The 15,477-nt window shown below is 73.3% G+C and carries 16 protein-coding genes and 1 pseudogene; 4 read left to right on the top strand and 13 right to left on the bottom strand.

Going from position 1 to position 15,477, the window contains the following annotated elements:
* The first annotated feature begins 37 nt into the window (after window positions 1-37).
* Entirely contained in the window at window positions 38-706 is a 669-nt protein-coding gene (locus tag KIS93_RS18355) for a histidine phosphatase family protein (protein ID WP_080036442.1), read from the top strand.
* Window positions 707-776: 70 nt separating this feature from the next.
* Here the strand turns inward: KIS93_RS18355 and KIS93_RS18350 are convergent, their stop codons facing one another.
* Window positions 777-1,307, bottom strand: coding sequence for a uridine kinase family protein (locus tag KIS93_RS18350; RefSeq protein WP_080036443.1), 531 nt, complete (start codon window positions 1,305-1,307; stop codon window positions 777-779).
* A gap of 209 nt (window positions 1,308-1,516) precedes the next feature.
* Between KIS93_RS18350 and KIS93_RS18345 the strand changes: the two genes are divergently transcribed.
* Window positions 1,517-3,001, top strand: coding sequence for a carboxyl transferase domain-containing protein (locus KIS93_RS18345; protein ID WP_080036444.1), 1,485 nt, complete (start codon window positions 1,517-1,519; stop codon window positions 2,999-3,001).
* On the opposite strand, the gene KIS93_RS18340 is transcribed toward KIS93_RS18345, so the two are convergent.
* From KIS93_RS18340 to KIS93_RS18310, 7 genes are read right to left on the bottom strand one after another with little or no spacing between them, the layout of a single operon-like run.
* Window positions 2,998-4,932, bottom strand: a complete 1,935-nt coding sequence (locus KIS93_RS18340) for a hypothetical protein (protein WP_080036445.1) — start codon at window positions 4,930-4,932, stop codon at window positions 2,998-3,000. The two genes, KIS93_RS18345 and KIS93_RS18340, sit on opposite strands and share 4 nt — an antisense overlap.
* A complete protein-coding gene (locus KIS93_RS18335) occupies window positions 4,929-5,426 on the bottom strand; it encodes a sigma-70 family RNA polymerase sigma factor (RefSeq protein ID WP_230465946.1) in 498 nt (165 codons plus the stop codon). The genes KIS93_RS18340 and KIS93_RS18335 overlap by 4 nt, the downstream gene beginning before the upstream one ends.
* A gap of 35 nt (window positions 5,427-5,461) precedes the next feature.
* Window positions 5,462-5,857, bottom strand: a complete 396-nt coding sequence (locus tag KIS93_RS18330; protein ID WP_080036447.1) for a hypothetical protein — start codon at window positions 5,855-5,857, stop codon at window positions 5,462-5,464.
* The gene (locus KIS93_RS18325; RefSeq protein ID WP_230465947.1) at window positions 5,854-6,300 is read right to left on the bottom strand and encodes a hypothetical protein; all 447 of its coding nucleotides are present in this window, start codon (window positions 6,298-6,300) and stop codon (window positions 5,854-5,856) included. Before KIS93_RS18325 ends, KIS93_RS18330 begins: the two co-directional genes overlap by 4 nt.
* 46 nt (window positions 6,301-6,346) lie before the next feature.
* On the bottom strand, window positions 6,347-7,123 hold the full coding sequence (locus KIS93_RS18320) for a carbon-nitrogen hydrolase family protein (RefSeq protein WP_080036449.1): 777 nt from the start codon (window positions 7,121-7,123) through the stop codon (window positions 6,347-6,349).
* On the bottom strand, window positions 7,083-8,054 hold the full coding sequence (locus KIS93_RS18315) for a DUF418 domain-containing protein (protein ID WP_080036450.1): 972 nt from the start codon (window positions 8,052-8,054) through the stop codon (window positions 7,083-7,085). The genes KIS93_RS18320 and KIS93_RS18315 overlap by 41 nt, the downstream gene beginning before the upstream one ends.
* Complete coding sequence (locus KIS93_RS18310) at window positions 8,030-9,739, bottom strand: alpha/beta fold hydrolase (RefSeq protein ID WP_155126372.1); 1,710 nt, start codon at window positions 9,737-9,739, stop codon at window positions 8,030-8,032. Before KIS93_RS18310 ends, KIS93_RS18315 begins: the two co-directional genes overlap by 25 nt.
* 25 nt (window positions 9,740-9,764) lie before the next feature.
* On the opposite strand from KIS93_RS18310, the gene KIS93_RS18305 reads away from it, so the two are divergent.
* Window positions 9,765-10,931 (top strand): pyridoxal phosphate-dependent aminotransferase, encoded by a 1,167-nt coding sequence (locus KIS93_RS18305; protein WP_080036452.1) that lies wholly within the window; start codon window positions 9,765-9,767, stop codon window positions 10,929-10,931.
* A 1-nt stretch (window position 10,932) separates the two neighbouring features.
* Here the strand turns inward: KIS93_RS18305 and KIS93_RS18300 are convergent, their stop codons facing one another.
* Window positions 10,933-11,433: a hypothetical protein gene (locus KIS93_RS18300; RefSeq protein WP_155126375.1), complete on the bottom strand. Its 501-nt coding sequence runs from the start codon at window positions 11,431-11,433 to the stop codon at window positions 10,933-10,935.
* Between the two features lie 10 nt (window positions 11,434-11,443).
* Entirely contained in the window at window positions 11,444-12,010 is a 567-nt protein-coding gene (locus KIS93_RS18295) for a TetR/AcrR family transcriptional regulator (protein WP_080036454.1), read from the bottom strand.
* Window positions 12,011-12,088: 78 nt separating this feature from the next.
* Between KIS93_RS18295 and KIS93_RS68975 the strand changes: the two are divergent.
* A pseudogene (locus KIS93_RS68975) lies at window positions 12,089-13,107 on the top strand (aldo/keto reductase).
* Here KIS93_RS68975 and KIS93_RS18285 read toward each other — a convergent pair.
* The 3 genes from KIS93_RS18285 to KIS93_RS18275 all read right to left on the bottom strand — a co-directional run bounded on the left by KIS93_RS18285 (window position 13,108) and on the right by KIS93_RS18275 (window position 15,356).
* Complete coding sequence (locus KIS93_RS18285) at window positions 13,108-13,404, bottom strand: Atu4866 domain-containing protein (protein WP_186404300.1); 297 nt, start codon at window positions 13,402-13,404, stop codon at window positions 13,108-13,110.
* 112 nt (window positions 13,405-13,516) lie between these two features.
* A complete protein-coding gene (locus tag KIS93_RS18280) occupies window positions 13,517-14,617 on the bottom strand; it encodes an FUSC family protein (RefSeq protein ID WP_080036457.1) in 1,101 nt (366 codons plus the stop codon).
* Window positions 14,618-14,651: 34 nt separating this feature from the next.
* Window positions 14,652-15,356 (bottom strand): alpha/beta fold hydrolase, encoded by a 705-nt coding sequence (locus KIS93_RS18275; RefSeq protein WP_222107511.1) that lies wholly within the window; start codon window positions 15,354-15,356, stop codon window positions 14,652-14,654.
* Between the last annotated feature and the right edge of the window lie 121 nt (window positions 15,357-15,477).

Below are 15,477 nucleotides of genomic sequence, written 5' to 3'. Positions count from 1 at the left end.
CTCCACCGTACGATCACCGCCGTGTGAGGATGGGGACATGGGCCCTGAACGGATCATGGCGGTGCGTCACGGCGAGAGCGAGGCGAACCTGGCGCACCGGCGGGCCGGGGAGACGCCGCTGGTCTACGAGCGCGGCGACGACGAGGTGACGGTGACGGAGCTGGGCCGGGCGCAGGCGGCGGCGCTGGGCCGGCTGCTGGCGGCGCTGCCGGCGAGAGAGGCGCCGGAGCTGGTGTGGTGCTCGCCGTACCTGCGCGCCCTCGACACCTGGAAGATCGCGCAGGAGGTGTGGGGGGCCGGGCCGCTGCCCGTCACGGTGGACGAGCGGCTGCGGGACCAGGAGGCGGGCGCGTTCGCGCCGCTGAACCTGGCGGCGATCAGGGAGCGGCACCCGGAGGAGCTGGCCCGGCGCGAGGCCGAGGGCGCCTACGCCTACCGGCCGCCGGGCGGCGAGTCGCTGGGCGACGTGGTGGTGCGGCTGCGCGGCTTCGTGGGCGATCTCGACCGGCGGGCGGCGGGGCGGCGCGTGCTGATCGTCGCCCACGACTCGGTGGTGCTGGCGCTGCGCCACGTCCTCGACGGGCGGCCGGACGCGGAGCTGGCGGCGGTGCTGGAGTTCGCGCCGGTGCTGAACGCCTCGGTGTCGGTCTGGCGGGCGGGCGGCGAGCTGGTCGTGTTCAACGACGTCGCCCATCTCACGTCGTGATCACAAGACCTTGAACGGCGCCGCCCGCCTCACGTCCTGATCCCAAAGACCTTGAGCGGCGCCGCGCACCTCATGTCGTGATCACCAGGTCGGCTCGCTCGCGGGTGCGGTCCGCGGCGAACCACGTCCGTTCCGCCGCGAACCACTCGCGCCACCGCGGCTCCAGCGCGGCGCCGTCGCGCGCCAGCACCCGCCGCAGCCGCACCGGCTCGGCGGCCTCCACCCAGATCGTGTACGCCAGCAGGCCCGCGGCCGAGGCGCGGGCCGTCCCGACGCCCTCGATGACGAGGACGGGCGCGACGGGCACCTCCACCTGCTCGGCGTAGTGCCCGCGCACCCAGTCGTACCTGCGGAAACCGCCGGGGAGGCCCTGCTGGAGCGGCCGCAGCACCTGCGCCTCGAGGGCGTGGAACCAGCCGCCGGGCCCCTCCTCCCAGGGGACGGGGAAGTCGTCGCTGTGGATGACCTGGCAGCCGAGCTCGGCCGCGAGCCGCCCGGCGAGCGTCGTCTTGCCGGACCCGGCGGGCCCGTCGACGGCGACCAGCCGGACGGGGCCGCACGAGGGGCGCAGGCGGGAAATGCGGGAGGCCAGGTCTTTCACTGGACCCAGGGTAGGTGACGGGGGGCGGGCTCCTGAGAGAATGTTCTTTCACCACGAACGCGAGGAGGTCGGATCTTGCCCGGACCCCTCGGTGACGACGCCGTGCTCGCCCGGCCGGAAGAGCGCGAACGATGATCGCCGGCGGATGGCACCAGCCGGGGCGCTCATGCGTCAACATTGCATCGTTGGCTGACATCTAGGGAGCGATAGTGAGCCGTCCGGACGCGCGCACACTGATCGAAACGATCCTCGACCGGGGGTCGTGGAAGTCGTGGGACGCGCCGCCCGCCGATCCGGCGGAGCCCGGCTCCTCCTACGCCGACGAGCTGGCCGCGGCCCGCGTCAAGTCCGGCTACGACGAGGCCGTGATCACCGGTGAGGGGTTGCTCGACGGGCGCAGGGTGGCCGTCGTGGCGTGCGAGTTCTCGTTCATGGCGGGCTCGATCGGGGTGGTGGCGGCCGAGCGGTTCGTGAGCGCGGCCGAGCGGGCGGCCCGCGAGCGGCTGCCGCTGCTGGCCCTGCCCGCCTCGGGCGGCACGCGCATGCAGGAAGGCGCGCTCGGGTTCGTCCAGATGGTGAAGATCACCGCGGCGATCCAGGCGTACCGGGCGGTGGGCCTGCCGTATCTCGTCTACCTGCGGCATCCGACGACGGGCGGGGTGTTCGCGTCGTGGGGGTCGCTCGGGCACGTCACGGTGGCGGAGCCGGGGGCGCTGATCGGGTTCCTCGGGCCGCGCGTGTTCGAGTCGCTGCACGGTTACCCGTTCCCGGAGGGCGTGCAGGTGTCGGAGAACCTGCACGCCAAGGGGCTGCTCGATGCGGTCGTCTCGGCCGAGGAGGCGCGGGAGGCGGCCGTCAGGGCGCTGGCCGTGCTCGCCGCCGACCGCGACGCGATCGAGGCCGGGCAGCCGCCGGAGGAGGACCTGCGGCCGGTGGAGGCGTGGGAGGCGATCACCCGGTCCCGCCGCGACGACCGGCCCGGCCTGCGTACGCTGCTCAAGCTCGCCGCCACCGACGTGACGCGGCTCAGCGGCACCGGGGAGGGCAAGAACGAGCCGGGGCTGCTGCTGGCGCTGGCCAGGTTCGGCACCGCGCCGGCCGTGGTGCTCGGCCAGGACCGGCGGCTGCAGCGCGCCGGCTCGCCGCTCGGCCCGGCCGGGCTGCGGGTGGCCAGGCGCGGCATGCGGCTGGCCGCCGAGCTGGGCCTGCCCCTGGTCACCGTGATCGACTCGGCGGGCTCCGAGCTGTCGAAGGCGGCCGAGGAGGGCGGGCTGGCCGCCGAGATCTCCCGCTGCCTGGCCGAGCTGGTCATGCTCGAAGCGCCGACCGTCTGCCTGCTGCTCGGCGAGGGCGCGGGCGGCGCGGCGCTGGCGCTGCTGCCCGCCGACCGGGTGCTGTGCGCGCAGCACGCCTGGCTGGCGCCGCTGCCGCCCGAGGGCGCCTCCGCCATCCTCTACCGCTCGGTCGACTTCGCCCCCGAGATCGCCCAGGCGCAGCACATCCGCGCCACCGACCTGCGCCGCGACGGCATCGTCGACCGGGTGATCCCCGAGCTGCCCGACGCCGCCTACGAGCCCCGGCAGTTCTGCGAGCGGGTGGGGCGGGCGCTGGAGCACGAGATCGCGCAGCTGCTGCGGGTGGGCCCGGCCGACCGCTTCGCGGCCCGCCAGGCCCGGTACCGCAACCTCGGCTAGTTACGCCACAGCTGCTTGCCGTCGGCGTCGAACCCCCTGATCACCGTGCCGGCGTTGAACTCGCCGCCCTCGGGGACCGGCCCGCCGAACAGCGTCACGCCCTGGCCGAACCGGTCGGGCACGGCCTCGACGGTGCTGGTGCGGCCGTTGGAGGTGACGAGCTCGACGCGGGCCGTGCCGGGCAGGGCGTAGCCGTACCAGGTGGCCGTGCCGCGCCGCCACTGCACCGGCTGACGGGCGTCGAGCAGGTCGCTCAGCTTCTCGCCGGGCAGGGGGCCGGGCAGCGAGGTGTCCACCTGGCCGCCCTCGAAGAAGGCCACGCAGGCCGGCTCGGCCACGACGGCGCTCAGGCCCGCCGCGAGCGGCTGGGGGCCCGCGTCGGCGCTCACGGCCCGGCGCCCGCAGGTCCGGTCCGGCTCCGGGTGCCGCTCCAGCGGCCCGTCCTTCGGCTTCATGGTGAAGCCGGAGACGACCACGTCGCCGTTCGGGATCGTGACGTGCCAGATCGCCGCCGGGGTGCCGGCGCCGCGCAGGAACGCGGCGGGGACGCGGCGCCCGTCGGAGAGCACCGCCGTCACCGACTCCCACTTCTCGTTCGCCACCCCGAGGTAGGTGACCGTGCCCGGCTCCGGCAGGTAGGTGGTCAGCTTGTGGGCGGTGAACGGGTTCGTCAGGGCGCCGCCTGAGCAGCTCGGACCCGTCCCGCCCCAGGCGGACAGTCCGCCCGACTTGCACAGCGTGACCATGTCCTTGCGGCCGCCCTTCATGGGGATGTTGGCGAACCAGGCGTGCACCGGGTTGTCCGCGTCCCCGGCGCCCGGGATGGTCATCACCTCGCCGACCGGCGGGAAGTTGTTCAGCGGGTCGGTGCTCTCGGGCTCCCCGCGCCAGAGCTGCGCGCCCGACGCGTCGTAGGCGACGGTGGCGAAGCGGTCGGCCGGATCCCGCGTCGGGTCGTCCACGGCGAACAGCGTGACGCCCAGGCCCCACGGGTCCGGCCGGGTCTCGGCCTCGGCCGTCGTCCCGCCGGCGAAGACGAACGCGACCCTGGCGACGTTCCCGCGGGCCAGGCCCGTGATCAGGTTCTCGCTCTGCGTCGCGAACACCGGCTGGTCGAGCCTGGGGGTCGAGGAGAACAGGTGGGTGCCGTGCCGCGTCCACCTGATCGTGGTCTCCTGCGGCGTCCGCCACGCGTCCACGGTGACCCCGGCGGGCAGGTCGAGGGGCGCGCCCAGGAGCTCGCCCGGCTCCTGGCCCTCCATCAGCGCGCGGGAGGTCGTCCCGATCGCGCGGCCGGCGCCGTCCGAGACCTCGATCCCCGACATGGCCTGCCGGGCGGGGTAGGTCACGGTCCAGATCGCGTACGGCGCCCCCGCCGGCCGCAGCACCGTGCCGGGCACCCGCCGCCCGTCCTCGGCCACCCCGGTGATCCCGCCGACGTCCTGGAGCGCCACGCCCCAGTCCAGCGCGTCCCGCGCCCCGTCGCGCAGCGTGCTGCCGGCGAACCACGCCTCCGCGTCGGCCTCCTCCGTGACGGCGGAGCAGCTCCCGTACGGCTCCGCGGCGGCCCGCTCCAGCACGTAGCACAGCTCCGGATGCCCCTGCTTCGCCCTGGCGAACCAGAGCCGCAGCGGCTTGCCCTCCGACGGGTTGTCCACGGTGAGCTGCTCCCCGGCCGGGGTCCTGTCCTGCATCAGCCGCTGGTAGAGGGCGTCGGCGTCGGCCGCGGTGTTCCTGCCCAGGCCCCCGTTGAGCAGGACGGGAACGAACACGGCCAGCAGCGCCACCGGCAGCGCGGCCGCCGCCAGCCGCAGCGCGCGGTGGCGGCGCGGCCGGCGCTCGCGCACCCGCAGCCACGCGTCGGGGCTGGTGTCGTAGGTCTGGGCACGGGCGTCGAACGCCGCCCGCAGGCGCTCTTCCAGGTGGTTCACCGCTCCTCCTCCTTCAGCGCCCGGCCCAGGGCCGCCAGGCCCCTGCTGGCGTGGGTCTTCACCGATCCGGGCGAGACGCCCATGGCGTCGGCGATCTCGCGCTCCGACAGGTCCAGCCAGTACCGCAGGACGAGCGCCTCGCGCTGGCGGCGCGGCAGCCGGTCCACGGCCGCGAGCAGCTCGCGGTGCTCCTCGGAGACGAGCACGGTGTGCTCGCTGCTGCGGACGGGCTCGGGAGGGTCGGGGCGGCGCAGCCGGACGAGGCGCAAATGCCGCAGGCGGTTACGGGTCAGGTTGCAGACGGTCGCGCGGAGGTAGGCCATCGCGGCCCCGTCGTCGCGCAACCGCCGCGAGTGCAGCCGGGCGAACGCCTCCTGGGCGATGTCCTCAGGATCGTCCGCGCCGAGCAGCCCGGCCAGGCGTACCAGGGAGTGGTACTGGGCCGCGAACAGCTCGGCGAACGACGGCTGCGCCATGGTCGCTGTTTCGGTCACATCCCTAAAGACACGCGGACGCGCCGATCGTTGACTTAGGGGACCGGGATCCTTTCGACGCGGATGGAGAAGACCTCCTCGCGCGGCACCACGACCTCGTAGGCGCCGTGGTCGACCATCCAGTAGCCCAGCGCCTCGGCCTTCATGCCGCTGTGCCCGGTGTAGGCGATGTGCAGGCCGTCGTCGTCCTCGTCGAGGACGATGCACGGCTCGCCGCCGAACGCGCCCACGGTGCGGATGAGCACCAGCCACTCGACCTGCGACCTGGGCACCACGCGCCGCCAGTAGCCGGAGACGGCCTCGAAGCCCTCCAGCTCCGTCTCGCTGAACAGCACCACCTGGTCGTTGTCGGGGCCGAGCGCGGCGGGGAGCGTGCGCTCGCCGTAGCGGGCCACGAAGCCGGAGGCGACCGGTGCGATGTCGTCGCTCATGCGGCGGGCCGCCAGGTCAGCCCGTCGTACGCGGCGAAGGGCCGCTCGCCCTCGCCCGTGAGGTGCACGATCTCCGCCCCCGCCGGGATCGGCATCGGGACGGTGTGGAACTGCGGCACCACGTGCTCGGAGGAGGTGGTGAACCCGTTTCCGGCGAACGGCGGCGCGTCGCTCCAGTCGCCGCCCATGTGCGGCCCGTACGGCACCGCGTAGGTGTCGACGTCGCGGGCGAACCAGCGCATGACATAGAGCTCGGGCACCTCGGCGAACAGCTCGGAGCCGTCGAAGGACAGGTCGAGCCCGTAGTAGAGGGCCTCAGGGGTGGTCAGCCTGACGCAATCCTGCACTCGGTAGACGTAGCCCGAGATGACCGTGCGCTTGCCCGACAGGTATGGCACGAGCAGACGCGGCGGGACCACCTTCTGCATCTGCGTTCCGCTCACAGTCCTACTTTACGATCGCTTGACCCCGGCGTGGACCGCGCGGGGGTCACAGCACGCGGTGTTCGAGGCAGGGCAGCATCGCCCTGGCGGTGGCCGTCCACTCCCGGTCGACCTCGACGACCCGCACGCCGGGGCCGGTGCCCAGGTCGGAGCGGACGACGCCGAGCGGGTCGACCAGCATGCTGCGGCCCACCCCGAACCCGTCGGACGACTCCGCCGGGTTGGGCGCCTGGCCGACGGCGGCGGTCCACATGGTGTTCTCCAGCGCCCGCGCCCTGACCAGGGTGACCCAGTGGTCCTCCTTGAGGGGGCCCGACCCCCACGCGGCGATCACCGCGAACAGCTCGGCGCCCTTGTCGACCAGCGCCCTGGCCAGCTCGGGGAAGCGCACGTCGTAGCAGGTGATCAGGCCCACCCTGAGGCCGGCCAGCTCCACCACGGCGGGCTCGGCGCCCGGCGCGACGAGGTCGGACTCCTTCGCGCCGAACGAGTCGAACAGGTGGATCTTCCGGTAGGCCGCCTTCAGCTCGCCCCGGGCGTCGATCGCGACGGCGGTGTTGTGCACCCGGTCGTCGCCGGGCTCGAACACGCCCGCGATCACCGCCAGCCCGTGCTCGCGGGCCGCGTCGGCCAGCCCGGACACGAACGGCCCGTCGAGCGGCTCGGCCAGCGTGGTGATGCGCCGGCCGTAGCGGGTGAGCGTGGCCTCGGGGAAGATCGCCAGGTCGGCGCCCTCGGCGGACGCGAGCGCCTCCCTGACCCTCTTCAGATTGGCGGCGGGGTCAGGGGAGACCGGGATCTGGCAGAGGGCGATTCTCGTCACGGCCCGACTTTAACCGGTTGGGCACCACTCGAAACCAGGTCAGGCAGCGCCATATCCATTCGAGCGGCCCGTACCTGAAGGCCGACAGCCACCACCTGCTGAACAGGGCCTGCGCGACCAGCGTGACGACCGTCAGCCCCACGACCGACCAGCGGGTGCGGTCGGCCTCCAGCAGCGGCAGGGCCAGGGCGATGATCGCCGTTCCCGACACGTAGTTCGTCAGCGCCATCCTGCCCAGCGGCTCCAGCACCGCCGACAGCTTCGGCCGCAGGATCAGCAGCAGGCCCAGCGCGTACGCCGCCGCGCCCGCCAGGGCGGCCACGCTGTAGACCGTCCAGTCGTGCGTGCTCGTCCAGGCCGCCGTCAGCAGGAGCGTGGCCAGCGCGGCGGCCGCGAACCCGGGCAGCAGCAGCGACCGGGGCGGACGCAGCTGCCACAGGCCCATGCCGACCAGGAACAGGCCCGGGATCAGCAACGGCCCGCCGCCCACGGCGGGATGTACCGCCCACCCGACCCCCACCAGGCCCAGCAGCAGCACGGGCAGGCCGGGCGGCAGGAACGAGGCGGGCAGCAGCACCAGCGCGCCGTAGAAGGCGTAGTCGGTCAGCACCTCGCCCTCGTAGAACTGGTGCTGGATCATCCCGAAGCAGAACAGCCAGAAGAGCCTGCTCAGCAGCGCCCAGCGGCTGTTGCCGCGCAGGAACAGCAGGAAGCTGATGCCGAACAGCAACGAGAAGATCGGATAGAACCGGCTCTGGAACAGGCCCTCGATGAGCCAGTCGAGCCCCACCGGGTGCGTCTTCTTGATCTCGACGTGCTGCCAGGTGTTGACCAGCATGATGCCGCCCACCGCGAAGCCGCGCAGGGCGTCGAGTTCGTGGATGCGTGTTCTTACGGTGCCCGTCCTTACAGTGCCCAGAAGAACCACCATACGAGGAAAGCGGCGCTGACGACGGCCGCCGCGAGCTGCGGCCACCGCCGGCGGCGGATCAGCACGGCGCCGGTGAGCACGGCCGATGCCACGGCCAGCGCCGAGTAGGGCACGGCCAGGGCGGGCAGGCCGACGGCCAGCGCCGTCTCGTTCTCGTTCATCATCGACAGGACGGACTGGACGACGAGGCCGGTGAACGCCACGCCGGCCAGCCCGCCGAACGCGGCCAGGCCCCTGCCCTTGAGCGCGCCCGCGACGAGCTGGACCAGGCTGGCGAGCGCGAACAGGGCGAGCGGCGCGGCCAGCCACGGCGTGCCGGAGATCTGGTACGGGGCGCCGGTCGGGTGCAGGTCGTCCGCCTTGATGGAGTGGTCCGGGTCCTGGCAGGGGGAGCCGGACGGGCGGGCGGGGTCGGCGACGAACGCGGCCATCTGCCGGCGGGCGCAGGGGCTCGACAGGAAGAGGGCGTGGGACTGGCGGGGGAACTCCTGGAAGCGGGCGTTCGGCAGCGCCTCGGCGGCGGGCTTCGCGGTTCTCGGGGGTGTCGTGGGGTCGTACTGACCGCCGGCGACGTAGACGGGCGCCTGCACGGCGGGCGGGTTCGCCGGTGCGGCCTTGGGCAGTTTCCAGGCGTCGCACACCGCCTTGTCGGCGTTGATGGTGAAGAGCCGGGAGCCGGTGGCGAAGGTGTTGAACGGGACCTCGTCCTGGCACTGCACCGCGTGGTACAGCCCGAACTCGTGCGAGACCAGCCCCCCGCCGACGGCGTCCGCCAGCGGGCGCAGCACCTCGTCGTGCCCCCGCGCCAGCGCGGTCACCATGGCCGGCGCCACCGCGGCGACCTCCGCCTCGTGCAGCGCCTCCGCCAGGATCGCCGCCACGTCGTCGCCGCTCATCCGGGCCGTGAACTCCCTGCCGGCCAGCGGGTCCATCGTCGGCACCCGGGCGGGCGACCGGTTGAGCCGCGCCCGCATCTCCTCGAACCGGTCGCGCACGCCCAGTAGCGCCATCGTGTCGCCCAGGTTCCTGGCGGCGTCGTCGTACCAGGCGACGCCGGCGGGCAGGTACGAGTCGAGCAGCACCGACCGCACCCCCTCGGGGTCGGCCGCGGCGACGTCCGCCATCACGCGGGTGGAGTAGCTGACGCCGAACAGGTTCCATGACTTGTAGCCGAGCCGCTCCCGTAACGCGACGACGTCGGCCGCGATCTCCTTCGTGGTGTACCCGCGCAGGTCGATCCCCTGCTCGGCGAGCCGGTCGCGGCAGCGGACGGCGGCGGCGCCCACGTCGGCGGGCGGCTGACGCAGGCGGCCGAGCAGCGCCTGCGCCGTCTCCGGGCAGGCCAGCACGGGCTGGGAGTACTTGCTGCCGCGCTGCTCCACGGTGACCACGTCACGGTCGGGGAACATCTGGCTCAGGAACCCCGTGAGCTGCATCGACGCCGACCCGGGGCCGCCGCTCATGTAGACCACGGGGTCGGGCCTGCGGCCGGGGGCCGTCGAGAGGTGCACGGCGTACCCGACCTTGATCTTGCGCTCGGGGGCGTCCCTGCGCTCGGGAACCTCCAGGAAACCGCAGGTCGTGTGGTCGGGCATGGGGACAGGGCAGGGGACCCCCGGCGCGGTCGCGGGGGACAGGACGGGAGGCGCGGACAGGGCGAGGGCGAGCACGACCCGAATGATCACGGGACGAGACTAATAGTGTGGGGCCGTGACCGAACCACTTGTCAGCAGGATGCGTGCCTTCGGCACGACCATTTTCGCGGAGATGAGCGCGCTCGCCGTCCAGACCGGAGCGATCAACCTCGGCCAGGGCTTCCCCGACACCGACGGGCCGGCCGCGATGCTCGACCGCGCCGTCCAGGCCATCGGCGCCGGCGCCAACCAGTACCCGCCGGGGCCCGGCGTGCTGGAGCTGCGGCAGGCCGTGTCGGAGCACCGCGCGGCGCACTACGGGCTCGCCTACGACCCGGTGGGCGAGGTCCTGGTCACCGTGGGCGCCACCGAGGCCGTGGCGGCGAGCGTGCTCGCGCTGTGCGAGCCGGGCGACGAGGTGATCGCCTTCGAGCCCTACTACGACTCCTACGCCGCCTCGATCGCCCTGGCGCAGGCCAAGCTGGTGGCGGTCACGCTCAGGCCCGTCGAGGGCCGCTTCACCTTCGACCCCGACGAGCTGCGCGCCGCCGTCACCCCGCGCACCCGCGCCATCCTCGTCAACTCCCCGCACAACCCCACCGGCACGGTCTTCACCCGCGACGAGCTGACCGTCATCGCCGAGCTGTGCCAGGAGCGCGGGCTGATCGCGATCACCGACGAGGTGTACGAGCACCTCACCTTCGACGGGGTCGAGCACGTGCCGATGGCCACGCTGCCCGGCATGCGCGAGCGCACGGTGATGATCTCGTCGGCGGGCAAGACGTTCTCCGTCACCGGGTGGAAGACCGGCTGGGTGTGCGCGCCGCCCGCGCTGGTCACGGCGGTGCAGACGGTCAAGCAGTTCCTCACGTTCACGGCGAGCGCGCCCTGGCAGCTCGCCGTCGCCTACGGGCTGCGGCACGAGATGGAGTGGGTGGCCGCGCTCGGGGCCGGGCTGCAGGACAAACGCGACCGGCTGATGGAGGGGCTGTCGGCCGCCGGGTTCTCGGTGCTGCGGCCCGCGGGCACGTACTTCGTCCAGACCGACATCCGGCCGCTCGGCTTCACCGACGGGCTGGAGCTGACGCGGCGGCTGCCCGAGCTGGCCGGGGTGGTGGCCATCCCCACGCAGGTGTTCTACGACCACGCCGAGCGGGGGCGGCACTTCGTCCGGTTCGCCTTCTGCAAGAAGGAGGAGGTCATCGACGAGGCGGTGGCGCGGCTGAAGCGGCTGTCCTCCTGACTCAGTCGCCCTGCCAGTACGGGGTGTGCGCGACGACGTCCGCCGGCATCCGGATCCGCCCGTCCTCCACGAGGAGCGGGTCGATCCGGGTGCTCTCGCCGAAGCGCAGGTAGCCGACGAACGGGCCGGGGCCGGCCGAGTGGCGGCCGAGCCAGCCGAGCAGGGTTCTCACCCAGTAGAACTGGTCGGGATGGACGGTGTGGCGGACCGTCAGCGCCCAGCCGGCCGGCTCCCGGCGGACCAGCTCGGCCACGAGGGCCCCGCCCACCTGCCAGGCGGGGCCGCGCCGGGCGAACAGGGGCTCCGGGTCGTCGGTGATCCACTCGCAGGCGGGGTCGTCGGGGTCGCCGAGGGGGTAGGTCACGGCGTACTGGTCGCTGCCGATCGGCAGCCGCCCGGGCAGCGGGCCCTGGCCGAGGTGCCAGCGCAGCTCGGCCAGCTCGTCGTCGGTGACGGCGGCGGTGAGGTCGAGGGACAGCGCCAGCTCGTACAGATCTCCCACCCGGCGCACTCTAGACGTGCGCCGCCTCTCCCCGCGCCGGGCGGAGGCCGTCGAAGACGACCGCCAGCGTGCGCGTGCGCAGGCCCTCGTCCCAGTGGTGGTGCTGCGCGGCCAGGCACGCGGCGCTCAGCAGCGCCAGCAGCTCCTCCATGCCCACGTCGCCGCGCACCGCCCCGGCCCGCTGCGCCCGCGTCAGCAGCGTCTCGATCGCTCCCTTGATGTCGGGGGAGCCCGCCTTGGCGTCGATGCCGGCCACCGCCAGCGCGTCCACCAGCACCTTCTTCATCGTCGAGTCGGCCACGATCGTGGTGAAGTACTCGAAGAACGCCGCCCCCGGATCCTCGGCCGTGGCCAGCTCGCCGGCCCGGTCGGCCAGCCGCCGCATCCGGTCCTCCACGATGGCCTGATACAGCGCCTCCTTGGTGGGGAACTGCCGGTAGATCGTGCCGACCCCGACCCCGGCCACCTCGGCGATCTCGCGCATCGACGCGGCCAGGCCGTCCCTGGCCAGCACCGTCTCGGCGGCGTCCAGCACGCGGGCACGGTTGCGTCGCGCGTCGGCGCGCATCATCGCCATCACTCCTCATTGACATCCGGAACAAGTGTTCCGTATCGTCCATCCGGAACAAGCATTCCGATTGTAGGGGATCCCCTCATGGACCACGTGAACCTGGGACACTCCGGCCTGCGCGTCTCCCGCGCCTGCCTGGGCACGATGAACTTCGGCACCGAGCACGGCCTGGCCGCCAGCGACGAGGCCGAGGCCGGGCGGATCATCGACGCGTTCGCCGAGGCGGGCGGGAACTTCATCGACACCGCCGACCTGTACCACCGGGGCGAGACCGAGGAGATAGTCGGCCGCGCGCTGAAAGGCCGGCGCGAGTGGATGGTGCTGGCCACCAAGGGCGCCATGCCCGTCGGCACCGAAGGGCGCGGCCTGTCGCGCCGCCACCTCACCCGGGCCCTCGACGCCAGCCTGCGCCGGCTCGGCACCGACTACATCGACCTCTACCAGTGCCACCAGTGGGATCCCTCGACGCCCATCGAGGAGACCATGGCCACGCTCGACGGCTTCGTCAAGGCGGGCAAGGTCCGCTACCTCGGCTGCTCCAACTTCACCGCCACCCAGATCGTCGAGGCGCAATGGGCCGCCGCCCGCGTCGGCGGCACCCCGCTCGTCAGCCTCCAGCCGCAGTACTCCCTGGTCCAGCGGGTCATCGAGGCCGAGATCCTGTCGGCGTGCGAGCGGCACGGCCTCGGCGTCGTCGCGTACGGGACGCTCGGGGCGGCGTGCTGGCCGGCCGCTACCGGCGCGGCCAGGCCCCCGACGCCGGCAGCCGCATGGGCCGGCTCCTCGGCCACTCCATGCCCGGCGCGAACCGGTGGGCCGAGTCCCTGCTCACCGAGCGCAACCTGGAGATCGCCGAGGCCGTCTCCCAGGTCGCGGCCGAGCTCGGCACCACACCGTCCAAGGTCGCGCTGGCCTGGGTCGCGGGCCGCGCCGGGGTGACGTCCGTGCTGCTCGGCCCCCGTACGGTCGAGCAGTTGCGCGAGAACCTGGAAGCCTTCGACCTCGACCTGCCCGAGGCAGCCCGGGCCCGGCTGGACGAGATCTCCCGCGCCGACCTCGGCCCCATGGACGGCTCCTTCTTCCACCTCGTCCCGCGCCGCTGATCACCGCTCCCGGTAGAGCACCAGGTGCTCGTGGTAGAGCACGCCGTCACGGACGTCCCCGGTGGCGGTGAAGCCGGCGTCGTCGAAGTAGTCGAGGTGGGAGCCGGTGACGGTGTACCGGCCGGTGTAGGCGCGCTCCCGGCCGTCGCGCGCCTCCTCGTACCGGCCGTCGGGCAGCAGCTCCTGCCGGATCCGGCCGTCGGCGGTGACCCACATGCCGACGTACGGGTGCGGGGCGCCGCCCGAGCCGGTCGTCGTGGTGAGCAGGCCGAGGGTGAGCAGCATTCTGCCGATCATGGGAACCTCCGTCGTCCCGGGGTGCTGGTCGGGACGAGTCTGCCCAGGCCGGCGCGGCCGAGGGAGAGGTGAGAAACTCCTAGGAGGAACGCACCCAGGCTGAGGCCCGGGTTCAGCGCGCGGGCCGCTCGCTCACGCCCGCCTCGTCCAGTGGCGTCAGCGCCGCCGTGGCCTCCTCGTGCTCCATCCCCGTCGCCTGCAGCAGGTCCACCACCACGGAACGGAGCTGCGCGATGATCACGTGGGCCGAGAAGCCCAGCCCGTCCGGCCGTTCCCTGGCGGCCACCGCCAGCAGCGCCTGACGGGCCAGGGCCGGCTCCCGGCCGGCGCCGAGCTCCAGCTGCAGCAGCAGCGCCGCCTCCGACACCTCGCGCATCGCCTCCGCCAGCGCGGCCGGCGGCGGGCTCGACTCGCCCAGCGAGGCCAGGGTGCGCCTGCACAGCACCCTGGCGTTGCGCAGCGCCAGGTCCACCGGCACGGCGGCGGTCTCGTAGCGGGCCAGGCGGGCGCGCCGGTGCCAGTGCAGCGGCGAGATCATCGTGATCTCCTTGCTGGTCTCCAGCGCCGCCTCGAACTCCTCCACCGCCGCCTGCGTCGTACGCGCCTCCTCCAGCGCTTCGGCGGCCAGGTCCGCGTCGCGCTTCTCGATGGCCTCGGCCGCCCGCTCCAGCACGGTGGACAGCGCGTCGAGCACCCCCGACAGGTGCTTGGCCGCGATCGTGAACGGGCTGGCGGGCAGCAGCGCCACCGCCGCGATCCCGATGACGCCGCCGGTGAGCGCGTCGGCCATGCGGTCGAGGCCGCCGGCCCCGTCGCCCGGCACCAGGGTCGCCACCAGCACGGCCGACGAGCCCGCCTGCGCCACGAACAGGGCTCCGCTGTTGAGCAGCACGGCCACCGTCATGGCCAGCCCGACCACCAGGGCGAGCTGCCAGGCGCCCGAGCCGATCCACGACACCAGCAGGTCGCCGACGCCGACGCCGAGGCTGACCCCGACGACCAGCTCGACGACCCGCCGCAGCCGCTGCCCCAGACCGACGCCGACGCAGATCAGCACGGAGATGGGGGCGAAGAACGGGCGGGGGTGGCCGAGCAGCTCGATGGCGGCGGTCCAGGCCAGGGCGGAGCCCACCGCGCACTGCGCGATCGACGGGGCCGTCAGGCCGAACGTGCCCAGCCGTTCCTTCACAAGATCGCTGAGCCTGGTAAGCACCCCTCCACCTTTGCGGATCTTTATGACGTTAAGGTCACGTTTGCCCCGGCGAAGTCCTTTTCGTCAGGTGCGGGGCGCCCTGTTCGAGGAACGCGTCCACCACGCGCAGGAACTCCTTGCGGGCGTCCATGTGCACCAGGTGCCCCGCCTCGACCCGCACCAGCTCCGCGCCCGGGACGCGCTCCGCCAGGTCCGGCTCGAACGGGCTGCGCGTCCCCGACAGCACCAGCGTCGGCGCCGTGATCCGCGCGAGCCCCTCGACGTAGGCGGGATCGGGGTCGATGAGCTGCCGCTCGGTGTCGTGCATCATCCGCCAGTCGAAGGCGGCCGGCCCGTCCTCCACGATCGGCGGGCGCCCCTTGATCGGGTACGCGGGCGGCGGGTCCTCCAGGACGAGCCGCTCGATCAGGTCCGGACGGCCCATCGCCACGTGGGCGGCGACCACGGCGCCGAGCGAGTGCCCGACCAGCCGGACCCGTTCCACGCTCAGGTGGCCGAGCAGCGCCACGACGTCCGCCGCCATCTCCGGCAGCGGGTACGAGCCCGGACGGTCGCTGGCCCCGTGGCCCCGCAGGTCCGGCGCGAGCACGTGATGGCGGGCCGCGAAGTGCTGCGTGATGCCGTTCCAGTCGTTGTGGTCGGCGGTGCGCCCGTGGAGCAGCACCAGCGCAGGAGCGGCGGGGTCGCCTTCCTCCCGGTACACGAGCCTGATCCCGTTGACGTGTGCTTCGCGAATCACAGCCCGACCCTATGAGAGCCCCGACCTTATGAGAGCCCCGACCCTATGAGAGCGCTGAGCGCACCTTGACATCACCGCCGGGCTTCATGGGCACACATTGACCATGAACCCCGCAGACCCG

Source organism: [Actinomadura] parvosata subsp. kistnae (genome assembly GCF_900323885.1).
Taxonomy (GTDB): Bacteria; Actinomycetota; Actinomycetes; order Streptosporangiales; family Streptosporangiaceae; genus Nonomuraea; species Nonomuraea composti.
Note: the sequence above shows the minus strand (reverse complement) of the source record. Positions and strands in the feature narration are given on the sequence as shown.

What these genes read in the sequence shown, in the direction of transcription:
- KIS93_RS18330 (WP_080036447.1), bottom strand. Translation starts at nt 5,857, where the DNA reads ATGAGCGACGACATCGCACCGGTCGCCTCCGGCTTCGTGGCCCGCTAC.
- KIS93_RS18315 (WP_080036450.1), bottom strand. Translation starts at nt 8,054, where the DNA reads ATGGTGGTTCTTCTGGGCACTGTAAGGACGGGCACCGTAAGAACACGC.
- KIS93_RS18355 (WP_080036442.1), top strand. Translation starts at nt 38, where the DNA reads ATGGGCCCTGAACGGATCATGGCGGTGCGTCACGGCGAGAGCGAGGCG.
- KIS93_RS18285 (WP_186404300.1), bottom strand. Translation starts at nt 13,404, where the DNA reads ATGATCGGCAGAATGCTGCTCACCCTCGGCCTGCTCACCACGACGACC.
- KIS93_RS18295 (WP_080036454.1), bottom strand. Translation starts at nt 12,010, where the DNA reads ATGGCGATGATGCGCGCCGACGCGCGACGCAACCGTGCCCGCGTGCTG.